Raw genomic sequence first — 13,695 nt, forward strand, 5'->3', positions numbered from 1 at the left:
GTGGCGAAAGAAATTACGTTAATAAAAAAGAAAGTTGTAACAGAGGAAGAACAGAAACAGCAATTAGCAGATGAACTTCTAAATGAGCTATCTAATAATCGTGAAGCAGTAGAAGAAACGATGCAGCTTTTAGCACAGTTGCAGAAGGCTGGGATATTAGATGCAGCGATTAGTTTACTTGCTGCGAAGGAAGATGTTTCAAAAATCGCTGTGGAGCAATTAAATCGTGAACCAGTTAAAAATGCACTCAACAATATGATGGGAGCGGGGGAAGCGCTATCCGCAGTTGACCCAGAAGTAACAAAGCAAATCACATCGAGTTTAGTTACTGGATTGCAATTTGCTACAGATGAATTAAATAGTGGTAAAAAAACAAAAGTGATGGATTTCTTTAAAGTGTTAAAAGATCCAGATATCAATAGAGCCATTACATTCGGTTTTAGCTTCTTGAAAGCATTTGGACAAGGGTTAGAGAAAAAATAGAGTAGATGAAAAAAGTGATGGGGAGTAACCATCACTTTTTTCATTGTATGTATAAGAGTGTTCATGTTAAGCGGAATATATTATTATTAAAAAGATGGATTAGAAATGGAAATGTGGAATCCATCTCAAATATCGTTTTAGAATGTGGAGGAATATATGCAACACCGTAAAAGACTATCTATACCAGGAGTAATTGGACATTCCTTTCAAACAGTTAGATTTGCTTTTTGGAATGTATTAACCTTTCAACTTGCTTATAAATTATTAGCAGCGATTGTATTTGTCCCGCTATTTGGGATCATTTTTAATAAGTTATTGTATTTTGGTGGTTATGCAAATGCGACGAATGATGAATTATTAGCGTTTTTAAAGACGCCATACGGCATATTGGCAATCGTAATTTTATCATTGTTAGCACTGTTTCTTATCTTTACGGAATTTGCGGTGCTTATTATTATTTCGTACTTTGCTCATAAAAGGCAAAAGGTGAGATTACGTCCGATTTTGTATAAAACAGTAACGTATTTACCTTCCCTTTTTACATATTGCTTACCAGGATTTGTTTTGTACGCAGTTGTGTTATTACCACTATTAAGTACGGGGTATAAATCTGCATTGATTCCTGAGATTCAAATTCCTAATTTTATTACAGGTGAACTATTTAAGACAACAATGGGTCAAGTTGGATATTATACTTTCTTTGCTGTAGTTGCCTATTTGAATCTTCGTTGGATTTTTGTTTTACCTATTATTGTTTTAGAGGAAAAGCCGTTCCGCACCGCAGCACGAAAAAGTGCAAACTTAGTAAAAGAAAGCTTTTTTAAAGTATTATTCTTTTTAGTAGGTTTTTTCATATCTGTAGGAATTGTCTTTCTTTTATTTATAGGAATTTATTTACTTTGTCTGTGGGGAGTATATGAATTTACAAACCCAGCAGGGACATTTGCATTATTAGCGGAATCAACAATGTCTGTGTTTTTAACGAGTACATTGTATTTATTTAGCTTTATCGTGACACCATTTTATATTATGGCGATTACGCGATTGTATTTACAAAAGGTTCCAGTTGAAGATGTTTTATTAGAAGAAGGATTAGATTATTCGAAAACGAAAGCAGATAAATGTTTCTTCCAAAAACATCGTTGGAAATTTATTGGCGTATATATCGTAGGAATTATTACTGCGGGAATGGTTGTTGCCTTCATTGTGACCTTTATTACAAACACATATAAAGAACCAATTATTATGGCTCATCGTGGTTATATTTCAAAAGGTGTAGAGAATACGAAAGAAGCTTTGCAAGGGGCTATTGATGCGAAAGCAGATTATGCTGAAATTGATGTACTGCAAACGAAAGACGGTGAACTAGCAGTTATACATGATTTGAAGCTAAAACGTCTTGCAAATGCTAATGTTCATGTGTCAGATTTAACGATGGACGAGTTAAGACAGCTTACCCTTAGTCAAGATGGGTTTTCAGGACAAATCAGTACACTTGATGAGATCATTAAGCTGTCAAAGGACAAAATCAAACTTAATATTGAAGTGAAGCTTCATGGTGGCGAAAAAGATTTCGTAAACAAAGTATTAAAAGTGATTAAAGATAATGAATTTGAGAAACAATGTGTCATTCAAACGCTACACTATCCGCTTATTAAAGAGTTTAAACGTGCAAATCCAAATATAAAAGTAGGATATATACTGTATGCAAGTAGAGCCAACTTAAAGAATGTGAAAGCTGATTTTTATGTAGCGGAAGAATACATGTTAAATAAGAAATTAGTAAAAGAAGCAAGGAAGTTAAATAAGCCAATTTACGTATGGACGGTAAACGATATGGAAAGTTTAAAGGGATATTATAAGTTAAACGTAGATGGTATCATTACCGATTATCCTGAAGATGCACGTGAAACAATTAAGATGTTAAAAGAACAAGAAGCGGAAGAAAGTGATCTGTTTGATAAAATTAGTGAAACAACAGATGATTTATTTTCCAAGTTATTTATAAGTTATCCAGCTGCTGGCTAAATGCCCGCAGCTGTTTTTTGTATGAAAAGAATATATCCCTAAAGTATTGTGTAAATTAATAACTGTATATGTATACGGCATCCTTGGGGTTTCTTACATTGTTACATTATTGTCGAATAATAAATGAATGCTGCTTATTTTTAAGGAGTATAATAAAAATAGAGTGATAGATAATGGAATGGAGCGAAGATGCTAATAGAATCAATGTTCCATATATTTACACTATTCTAAATATATAAACTTTAAAAAAATGATATGTTAGCGTTTTCATAACTTTTAAGTTATGCTAGAATAAGGACATAAGTTATTAATTATTACAAAAAGAAAAAAGACTTTCTTTTTTCTGTTAATTATAAGGGGGCATTTCATTATGCGTATTGGGGTACCAGCAGAAATTAAAAACAACGAAAACCGTGTGGCAATGACACCAGCAGGTGTTGTACATTTAATTCGTAACAATCACGAAGTATTCATTCAAAAGGGTGCAGGTCTAGGATCTGGTTTCACAGATGCTCAGTATGTTGAAGCAGGAGCGAAAATTGTTGATACGGCTGAAGAAGCTTGGAACATGGAAATGGTTATGAAAGTTAAGGAACCAGTTGAAAGCGAATACAAACACTTCAGCGAAGGTTTAATCTTATTCACATACTTACACTTAGCTCCAGAACCAGAATTAACAAAAGCGTTAATTGAGAAGAAAGTTGTTGCGATTGCATACGAAACAGTACAATTAGAAAACCGTTCTCTACCATTACTTGCACCTATGAGTGAAGTAGCTGGTCGTATGGCTGCACAAATTGGTGCACAATTCCTTGAGAAAAACAAAGGCGGTAAAGGTATTTTACTTGCAGGTGTTCCAGGTGTTAAACGTGGTAAAGTAACAATCATCGGTGGTGGACAAGCTGGTACAAATGCTGCTAAAATTGCAGTTGGACTAGGTGCGGATGTAACAATCATCGACTTAAGTGCAGAACGTCTTCGTCAATTAGATGACATTTTCGGAAACCAAGTAAAAACTTTAATGTCTAATCCTTACAATATTGCAGAAGCTGTAAAAGAGTCTGATCTTGTAATCGGTGCAGTATTAATCCCAGGTGCAAAAGCGCCAAAACTTGTAACAGAAGAAATGATTAAATCAATGGAACCAGGTTCTGTTGTTGTAGATATCGCGATTGACCAAGGTGGTATTTTCGAAACAACTGACCGTATTACAACTCATGATAACCCAACTTACGAAAAACACGGCGTTGTTCATTATGCAGTTGCAAACATGCCAGGTGCGGTTCCACGTACATCAACTCTTGCATTAACAAACGTAACAGTACCATATGCAGTACAAATTGCTAACAAAGGCTACAAAGAAGCTTGCCTAGGCAACTCTGCATTATTAAAAGGTATTAACACATTAGACGGCTATGTAACATTCGAAGCAGTTGCAGAAGCTCACGGTGTAGAGTACAAAGGTGCTAAAGAATTATTAGAAGCAGAAACAGTATCTTGCTAATAGAAGCATTATACAAAACAAAATCGAACAATATATAAACCAACATGATAAGAGCTAAGAGTGAAGATCTCTTAGCTCTTCTTGGCAAAAGGGGGCATACATCGTGGCCAACCTATTTAAAAAGAAATCCGTTACGCAATTGTTAGGGGAAAGTAAAAGTAAAACTTTAACGAAAACACTAGGGGCATTCGACCTAACAATGCTAGGGATTGGTGCGATAATCGGTACAGGAGTTCTAGTATTAACAGGATTAGTAGCAGCAAGAGATGCTGGTCCAGCAGTTATTTTTTCATTCATGATTGCAGCAATTGTTTGTGGATTTGCAGCTTTATGTTATGCAGAGGTTGCATCTACACTTCCTGTTTCAGGTAGTGTGTACACATATTCATATGCAACAATTGGTGAGTTTGTTGCCCATTTAATGGGATGGACATTGTTATCCGTATATGTCGTAACAACTGCCGCAGTAGCTGGCGGATGGACGGGTTATTTCAATAACTTAGTGAGTGGATTAGGACTTGAAATTCCTAAAGCCTTGTTAACGATTCCATCGCAAGGTGGTATGGTGAACTTACCCGCAATTATCGTTACGTTAGTGATAACTTGGTTATTATCACGAGGTACAAAAGAAAGTAAGCGTGTGAATAACATAATGGTATTAATTAAAATTGGTATTGTTGTTTTATTCATTGCAGTTGGTGTATTCTACGTGAAACCAGAAAACTGGATACCATTTGCACCTTACGGTTTAAGTGGAGTGTTCGCAGGGGGAGCAGCAGTATTCTTTGCTTTCTTAGGATTTGATGCATTAGCAACTTCTGCTGAAGAAGTAAAAAATCCGCAACGTGATCTACCAATTGGTATCATTGCTTCGCTAGTTATTTGTACAATCATTTATGTTGTAGTTTGTCTCGTTATGACAGGTATGGTTTCTTATAAAGAATTAGATGTACCTGAAGCTATGGCATATGTGTTAGAAGTTGTAGGACAAGATAAAGTGGCTGGTGTAATTGCTATTGGAGCTGTAATTGGTATTATGGCTGTAATTTTCGCTTATATTTATGCAACAACTCGTGTATTCTTCGCGATGAGCCGTGACGGTTTATTGCCAAAATCTTTCGCGAAAATTAACAAGAAGACTGAAGCACCAACATTTTCAGTTTGGTTAACAGGAATTGGTAGTGCTTTAATTGCTGGATTTATCGATTTAAAAGAATTGTCGAATTTAGCGAATATTGGAGCGTTATTAACATTCGCCATGGTTGGTGTAACTGTTATCATTCTTCGTAAAACGCATCCGAAATTACAACGTGGATTTATGGTACCACTTGTACCGATCTTACCGATCATTTCAGTTGCATGTTGTCTATTCTTAATGGTAAATTTACCGTTAAAAACATGGATATACTTCGGTGTTTGGTTAGCAATTGGAGTAGTTGTATACTTTGTTTATTCGAAAAAACATAGTCATTTAAAAGACGATGGAAGTTCGCAGGATAATTTAGAACAAGCTAATTAAAAGCTTAATTAAAAGGGATATAAGTATAGTAAGCCTTGTGCGTCTAGGGAACGCGCAAGGCTTTTTTCTTGTGTGCAAAATGTACATCCTTTTTTGTATGAGAATGTAATGGATGCGGAAAATATGTGTACGTCTTATTAAAATGTGAACAAAATGTTCGAAAAAATGTATGAGATTTCATTGACACATATGAATAGACGCTCATATAATAAAAGTATAAGATATATGAATGATTGTTCATATGTTCAAATGAAGAGGTGAGCTATAATGGCTGTAAATAAAGTAGAAACACCACAAGAGACATGTTCTCAAACGATAATTCATGAAGAAGTTGTTGATCAAGTAAAACAAACAATTCCAACTGATGAAAGTTTAAGTAAAGTAGCAGAATTATTTAAAGTATTAGGCGATCGTACACGGACGAGAATATTACATGCATTATTTGAAGCTGAAATGTGTGTTTGTGATTTAGCTTATTTATTAGGAATGACACAATCATCTATTTCACATCAGCTTCGTGTGTTAAAGCAAGCGAAACTTGTAAAGAATCGTAAAGAAGGAAAGGTCGTTTATTATTCGTTAGCTGACCAGCACGTAATTCATATCTTCGAGCAAGCGTTTGAACACGTAAACGAGGAAGAATAAAAAGAACGCGAGGAGGGAGAACGATGGCTGAAGCATTAGTGAAAAAGAAACTGGTGTTAGAAGGTTTAGATTGTGCGAACTGTGCAATGAAAATTGAAAAAGGCGTTGGGAATATAGAAGGAGTAAATTCTTGCTCTGTAAATTTCGCGACAAAAACAATGGTTTTAGAAACAGCACAAAATAAAGAAAGTGAAGTTGTTACAGAAGCAAAACAACTCGTTACAAAATTAGAACCGCATATTAAAGTACAAGAAGAACAAAAAAATAAAGTTGCAAAAGAAGTATTTATATTAGAAGGTTTAGATTGCGCGAACTGTGCGATGAAGATTGAAAATAAAGTGAAGGAAATGCCGGCTATTTCAGCAGCAACTGTTGATTTCGTATCAAAGAAATTAAGAGTTGAAGTAGCGAATAAAAGAGAATTAGAAGCGACTGTAGCAAATATAACAAATGTCGTTCAAAAGTTAGAACCAGATGTAAAAGTTGTTCGTGAAGAAAAGGGTGGTCATGACCACGGACATAATCACGATCATGGTGAAGCAAATGTGAAAAAGATGGTAGGACGATTAGTGGTCGGCGGAATTTTGACAGCAATTGCTGCATTAGCTGGCTTACCACAAATGATAACAATTCCGTTATTCGTCCTTGCGTATTTATTGATAGGCGGAGATATCGTTTGGAGAGCGGTAAGAAACATAACTCGCGGCCAAGTGTTCGATGAGAACTTCTTAATGGCAATTGCAACACTAGGAGCTTTTGCGATTCAACAATATTCAGAAGCTGTTGCGGTAATGCTATTCTATCAAGTAGGGGAACTATTCCAAAGTATTGCGGTTAATCGCTCCCGAAAGTCAATTACTTCATTAATGGATATCCGTCCTGATTATGCGAATGTGAAGGTTGGAAATGAAACGAAACAAGTATCACCAGAAGATGTACAAATCGGCGATTATATTATCGTGAAGCCTGGTGAGAAAGTACCATTAGACGGAAAAGTAGTTGAAGGAGCATCAATGGTAGATACTTCAGCATTGACTGGTGAATCTGTACCACGTGAAGTCGAAGTTGGAAATGATGTATTAAGTGGTTTTGTGAACCAAAATGGTGTATTAACAATTGAAGTGACAAAAGAATTTGGTGAATCAACTGTATCAAAAATTTTAGATTTAGTTCAAAATGCAAGCAGTAAAAAAGCGCCAACAGAAAACTTTATTACGAAGTTCGCGCGTTACTATACTCCAGTTGTAGTTATTACAGCTGCAATCATGGCGTTTATTCCACCACTTATTTTAGAAGGAGCTACATTCTCAGAATGGATTTATAGAGCTTTAGTGTTCTTAGTAATCTCTTGTCCATGTGCGTTAGTTGTATCTATTCCTCTTGGATTCTTTGGAGGAATTGGTGGTGCATCTAAAAGTGGTGTGTTAATAAAAGGAAGTAACTATTTAGAAGCTTTGAATGATGTGAAATATATTGTTTTTGATAAAACAGGAACATTAACAAAAGGTGTCTTCAAAGTTACAAAAATGAAGCCAAGCGAAGGTATTGCAAATGAAGAATTATTAGAGTATGCAGCATTTGCTGAAGTGTATTCTAATCATCCAATTGCACAATCTATTCGAAAGGCATATGGAAAATCAATTGATGAAAAAATAATCGATGATTATAACGAAATTTCTGGTCACGGTACAGTCGTAAAAGTACAAGGAAAAGAAATTTTTGCAGGTAATGCTAAATTAATGAGAAAAGAAAACATTACATTTAAGCAACCAGAAACGGTAGGTACATTAGTTCACGTTGCTGTAGATGGGGAATATGCAGGTTATATCGTTATCTCTGATGAGGTAAAAGAAGATTCAAAACAAGCAATTCAAAAATTAAAAGAACTAGGTATTAAGAAGACAGTCATGTTAACGGGTGATGCAAAATCGGTTGGTGAGGCTGTTGGTAAAGAATTAGGTTTAGATGAAGTTCACGCAGAACTATTACCGCAACAAAAAGTCGAAGAGATTGAAAAAATTGATGCGGCGAAGAACGGAAAAGAAAAAGTTGCTTTCGTTGGTGATGGTATTAATGACACACCGGTATTAGCAAGAGCAGATGTTGGTATTGCGATGGGTGGTTTAGGATCAGATGCAGCGATTGAGGCGGCAGACATTGTTATTATGACTGATGAGCCTTCAAAAATTGCGACAGCTTTAAATATTGCAAAACGCACACGACGCATTGTATGGCAGAATATCATCTTTGCATTAGGGGTAAAAGGATTAGTTTTATTACTTGGTGCTTTTGGTATTGCAACAATGTGGGAAGCTGTCTTCTCAGATGTTGGTGTGACACTACTTGCAGTTTTAAATGCAATGCGTGTACTACGAGTGAAAGATTTATAAAAAAGAGGACGCAACCTGCGTCCTCTTTTTTATGTTATTTTGTTGAAATTGACTCAATAAAATAATAACAAATATTATTTTGTAAATAAATAACGTAATATTAAAATTTACAAATAAAAAATATTTTTCTTACTATTTTAATATATTTTTCACAAAGATACATATCGTATTGAAAAAACAGAGAAGGAGAAGCTTCTCTGTTTTATTTTTGTATATTTTTTTCAACTTGCTCTCGAACAGTTTGAATGTAATTCATTTTATGATCCCAGCATTCTTGACTTAAATCGACAGGGTACTCTTCGGGATTTAAAGTTCGCATATATTCTTCCCAAAATAGTGCGAGACTCTGTTCATTATATTTTTGAATATCTAATATGTCTGGTAGTTCATATGTTCTTTCGCCGTTAACGAAAATGTCTTTATGCAGTTCGCGAGCTTCAAAGTTTGTTACAAATTTACTTATATACGTGTGAACAGGATGAAACATTTTTAAACGTTCTTCTTTTCCTGGTTCTTCAAAATCTAATGCAATATAATCGCCTTCTGCATGATTGTTAACTCGATTGATAATGCGATAAATTCGTTTCAGTCCTGGAGTGGTAATTTTTTCAGGGTTAGATGAAATTTTAATTGTATCATTTAACTTTCCATCAGTATCTTCAATCGCAACTAGTTTATAAACGGCCCCTAACGCTGGTTGTTCAAAGGACGTAATTAATTTTGTTCCAACGCCCCATACATCAATTTTTGCGCCTTGAGATTTCAAATGCATAATTGTGTATTCATCTAAATCGCTAGAAGCAATAATTTTTGTATGTGTAAATCCAGCTTCATCTAGTAGTTTTCTTGCCTTTTTAGATAAATAAGCCATATCACCACTATCAAGGCGAATGCCGTAAAAATCGATACGATCTCCAAACTCTTTCGCGACGCGAATTGCATTTGGAACACCTGATTTTAAAGTATCGTATGTATCAACGAGAAAGACACATTTTTTATGAGTTTCAGCGTATTTCTTAAACGCGACATATTCATCGCGATACGCTTGGACGAAAGAGTGAGCGTGTGTGCCGGCTACAGGTATTCCGAAGCGTTTTCCAGCACGAACGTTACTCGTAGACGAAAACCCACCAATAAAGGCAGCTCGTGTGCCCCAAAGAGCTGCATCGAACTCGTGGGCACGTCTTGTACCGAATTCTAAAAGTTCATCATTATTTGCAGCGTGCTTCATACGAGCAGCTTTTGTCGCAATTAATGTTTGGTAATTCACGATGTTTAAGAGGGCAGTTTCAATAATTTGTGCTTCACCGAGCGGTGCATCAACACGTAATAAAGGCTCGTTATTAAATACCACTTCACCTTCTTGCATACTTCGAACGGTCCCAGTGAATTTCATATTTTGTAAATACTGAAGGAATTCTTCTTCAAATTGTAATTCTGCTAAATAAGCGATATCGCTTTCCGTAAAGCTGAAGTTTTCTATGTACTCTACAATCTTTTCAAGGCCAGCAAAAACAGCATAACCGTTCTCGAATGGAAGTTTTCGAAAGTATAAATCAAACACCGAGCGGCGATTATGAATGCCATCTTTCCAATATGTATAAGCCATATTAATTTGATATAAATCTGTATGTAAGGCATAGCTATCGTCTTTATAATAAGTCATCGCGAAAACACCTCCATAATTTGGTTATAGTATACCAATTTTTCACCGCTCGTAGCAAAGAAAGGATATGAAGGTAGAGTCAAGAGGGAAAAAAATGAAATAATGCATATTTTTTAGAAAATTAACATTTATCAATTTATATTTCTCAAGATTTTATGTATTATTAGAGTAATGGGGGTAATGAGAATGGAGGAGGACAATGCAACAAACATTAGAAAAAATAGGCAAACAAGTCTTTTATAAACGGCTACAGCAAAAAATGACACAAGAAGAATTATGTCAGGGCATTTGTTCTGTCTCATACTTAAGTAAGATCGAAAATGGGAAAATCGAAGCATCAGAAGAAATTCTACAATTGCTCTGCACAAGGTTAGAAATTGCCGTGACGGATTTGAGAGATGTAGAAGAAGATGTGAAGGGGAAGCTGGAGGATTGGCATAAAGCTATCGTCCATTTAGAAAGAGAACGAATTGAGCAAATATATGCTGATTTACAAGAAGAAATTGAGCAAGTAACTGATTTTGAAATTATGAATTATTATGAGCTATTATATGTACGTTATCTTATGATTAAGCGTGATATTGATAACGGAGTGGAAAGATTAAATAAATTAAAAAAAGGGTATAAGAAATTATCTCAGTTTCAAAAAATGTTATTCACATATAATGTTTCGTTACTAAATTGTTTACAAAACAAATGGAAGATAGGATTAGAGAGTTTAATTGAAACAGAAAAAATGGCGAAAGAGCTAAATTATCATGAGAATGGTATTTACTATAATTTAGCATTGGCATATAGTCACTTAGAAAATCCCTATAAAGCTATGCATTTCGCTAACATTGCAATCGAGGGATTCCGTAGTGAATATAAATTCCGTAATGTGATAAACTGTCAATTTATTATAGCGATTTGTTTTGTAAGGCAAGGGCAGTACAAAGAGGCTTTGGATATGTACAATAGCATTTTACGTGAAGCGAGTTCGTTTTCTGAAAATGAGGTAATTATGAGTATCGCTTTAAGTAATATTGCCGAAGTCTATGGTAACCAAAAACAATATGAAAAGGCTAAAGAATTCTATTTAAAAAGTTTGCAATATCATCAACATGAAGATGATAATTACTTAGATACTTTATATCATACGGCATTACAGTGTATTCATTTAAAACAAATGGATGAAGCGAACCAGTGGATAGAAAAAGGTATCTCTATTGCTCAGCGACACGAAAAGTATAAAAGGGTATTATATTTACTAATTATTTTACAATATAAATATTTCCGCACATCGGATGAATATAAGAAATTTCTAGAATTAGAGGCTATACCATTTTTTAAAAGTGAAGGTAATTTAGTGTATTTAAAGCAAGTATATTTAGAAATTGCGAATTATTTCGAAGGGATCCGTAATTTCGAAGAGAGTAGTCGTTATTATAAAGAAACTATTTCGCTATTGGAAAAAGGAGAGGAGAAATAATATGAAAAAGGTGATGTTTTTAGGACTTGTTGTTGGAGTTGTATTTTTGACGCAGTTTATTGCACAGTATTCGTCAAGACCAGATGTTTTAACGCAAGGAACACAAATAGTTGAAACGATTGAATCGTAAAAAAACCCCTTTCCAATCGGAAAGGGGTTTTTTCAATATTTGTTCTCCAAAATCCTACAAAACTTGAGAAAATAATTATTTGAATTTTTAGTATATTAATAGTGGAAACATAGTGCTACGATAAAACTACTCTTTTTCAAAAAAATTTTTTATTAGGGGGAAGGTTCATGAAAAAGAAAAGTTTAGCGTTAGTGTTAGCGGCAGGAATGGCAGTTACAACGTTTGGAGGGACAGGCTCTGCGTTTGCAGATTCTAAAAATGTGCTCTCTACGAAGAAGTACAATGAGACAGTACAGTCACCGGAGTTTATTTCTGGTGATTTAACTGGAGCAACTGGCAAGAAAGCAGAATCTGTTGTGTTTGATTACTTAAACGCAGCAAAAGGTGATTATAAGTTAGGGGAAAAGAGTGCGCAAGATTCTTTCAAAGTGAAACAAGTGAAAAAAGATGCTGTAACTGATTCAACAGTAGTACGTTTGCAACAAGTTTATGAAGGGGTACCTGTATGGGGTTCTACTCAAGTAGCCCATGTGAGTAAAGATGGCTCTTTAAAAGTATTGTCTGGAACAGTTGCGGCTGATTTAGACAAAAAGGACAAGCTGAAAAATAAAAATAAGATTGAAGGCGCAAAGGCAATTGAAATCGCGCAGCAAGATTTAGGTGTAACACCGAAATATGAGGTAGAACCAAAAGCGGACTTATATGTATATCAAAATGGTGAAGAAACAACATATGCATACGTTGTAAATCTGAACTTCTTAGATCCAAGTCCAGGAAACTATTACTATTTCATTGAAGCAGACAGCGGTAAAGTGTTAAATAAATTTAATACAATTGATCATGTGACGAATGATGATAAGTCTCCAGTTAAACAAGATGCTCCTAAGCAGGAAGCAAAGCCAGCTGTAACAGGAACAAATAAAGTAGGAACTGGTAAAGGTGTATTAGGAGATACGAAGTCGCTTAATACAACATTATCTGGATCATCTTACTACTTACAAGACAATACACGTGGGGCAACTATTTTCACATATGATGCGAAAAACCGTTCAACATTACCAGGAACATTATGGGCAGATGCAGATAATGTTTTCAATGCAGCGTATGATGCAGCGGCAGTAGATGCTCATTACTATGCAGGTAGAACATATGATTATTATAAAGCTACATTTAATAGAAACTCTATTAATGATGCAGGAGCACCGTTAAAATCAACTGTGCATTATGGAAGTAAGTATAATAATGCATTCTGGAACGGCTCACAAATGGTATACGGAGATGGTGATGGTGTAACATTCACTTCATTATCTGGTGGTATTGATGTAATTGGTCACGAATTAACGCATGCGGTTACGGAAAATAGCTCGAATTTAATTTATCAAAATGAATCAGGAGCACTAAATGAAGCAATTTCTGATATCTTTGGTACTTTAGTAGAATTCTATGATAATCGTAATCCGGATTGGGAGATTGGTGAAGATATTTACACGCCTGGTAAAGCAGGAGATGCGCTTCGTTCTATGAGTGATCCGGCGAAATATGGTGACCCAGACCATTATTCTAAGCGTTACACTGGTTCAAGTGATAACGGTGGGGTTCATACGAACAGTGGTATCATTAACAAACAAGCTTATTTATTAGCAAATGGCGGTACACATTCTGGTGTAACTGTAACTGGTATTGGTAAAGATAAGTTAGGTGCAATTTATTACCGTGCAAATACACAATATTTCACGCAATCTACTACATTTAGCCAAGCTCGTGCTGGTGCAGTACAAGCTGCAGCTGATTTATATGGTGCGACTTCTGCGGAAGTAGCAGCAGTGAAGCAATCATTTAGTGCTGTTGGTGTAAACTAA

Annotated in this window: 10 protein-coding genes; 9 read left to right on the plus strand and 1 reads right to left on the minus strand. The window is 35.2% G+C overall.

Annotated features, from left to right (window positions below; all coding sequences use genetic code 11):
* The 6 genes from J0835_RS03070 (at nt 1) to J0835_RS03095 (ending at nt 8,569) form a co-directional block, all read left to right on the plus strand.
* Nucleotides 1-483, plus strand: coding sequence for a DUF1641 domain-containing protein (locus J0835_RS03070; protein WP_087979385.1), 483 nt, complete (start codon nt 1-3; stop codon nt 481-483).
* A 156-nt stretch (nt 484-639) separates the two neighbouring features.
* Entirely contained in the window at nt 640-2,511 is a 1,872-nt protein-coding gene (locus J0835_RS03075; protein ID WP_087979386.1) for a glycerophosphoryl diester phosphodiesterase membrane domain-containing protein, read from the plus strand.
* 370 nt (nt 2,512-2,881) lie between these two features.
* Nucleotides 2,882-4,015, plus strand: coding sequence for an alanine dehydrogenase (ald, locus tag J0835_RS03080; RefSeq protein ID WP_048562854.1), 1,134 nt, complete (start codon nt 2,882-2,884; stop codon nt 4,013-4,015).
* Between the two features lie 103 nt (nt 4,016-4,118).
* Nucleotides 4,119-5,534 (plus strand): amino acid permease, encoded by a 1,416-nt coding sequence (locus J0835_RS03085; RefSeq protein ID WP_087979387.1) that lies wholly within the window; start codon nt 4,119-4,121, stop codon nt 5,532-5,534.
* Nucleotides 5,535-5,801: 267 nt separating this feature from the next.
* Nucleotides 5,802-6,179, plus strand: coding sequence for an ArsR/SmtB family transcription factor (locus J0835_RS03090; RefSeq protein WP_000290207.1), 378 nt, complete (start codon nt 5,802-5,804; stop codon nt 6,177-6,179).
* 23 nt (nt 6,180-6,202) lie between these two features.
* Nucleotides 6,203-8,569: a heavy metal translocating P-type ATPase gene (locus J0835_RS03095; RefSeq protein ID WP_087979388.1), complete on the plus strand. Its 2,367-nt coding sequence runs from the start codon at nt 6,203-6,205 to the stop codon at nt 8,567-8,569.
* 202 nt (nt 8,570-8,771) lie between these two features.
* Here J0835_RS03095 and J0835_RS03100 read toward each other — a convergent pair whose 3' ends face one another.
* Nucleotides 8,772-10,235, minus strand: coding sequence for a nicotinate phosphoribosyltransferase (locus J0835_RS03100; protein WP_087979389.1), 1,464 nt, complete (start codon nt 10,233-10,235; stop codon nt 8,772-8,774).
* Nucleotides 10,236-10,434: 199 nt separating this feature from the next.
* Here J0835_RS03100 and J0835_RS03105 point away from each other — a divergent pair, with 199 nt between their 5' ends.
* The 3 genes from J0835_RS03105 to J0835_RS03115 all read left to right on the plus strand — a co-directional run bounded on the left by J0835_RS03105 (nt 10,435) and on the right by J0835_RS03115 (nt 13,695).
* A complete protein-coding gene (locus J0835_RS03105) occupies nt 10,435-11,706 on the plus strand; it encodes a helix-turn-helix domain-containing protein (RefSeq protein WP_087979390.1) in 1,272 nt (423 codons plus the stop codon).
* A gap of 1 nt (nt 11,707) precedes the next feature.
* A complete protein-coding gene (locus J0835_RS03110) occupies nt 11,708-11,836 on the plus strand; it encodes an NprX family peptide pheromone (protein ID WP_000757387.1) in 129 nt (42 codons plus the stop codon).
* A 167-nt stretch (nt 11,837-12,003) separates the two neighbouring features.
* Complete coding sequence (locus tag J0835_RS03115; protein WP_087979391.1) at nt 12,004-13,695, plus strand: M4 family metallopeptidase; 1,692 nt, start codon at nt 12,004-12,006, stop codon at nt 13,693-13,695.

The sequence above is a fragment of the Bacillus cereus group sp. Sample62 genome (assembly GCF_036851315.1).
GTDB lineage: Bacteria > Bacillota > Bacilli > Bacillales > Bacillaceae_G > Bacillus_A > Bacillus_A wiedmannii.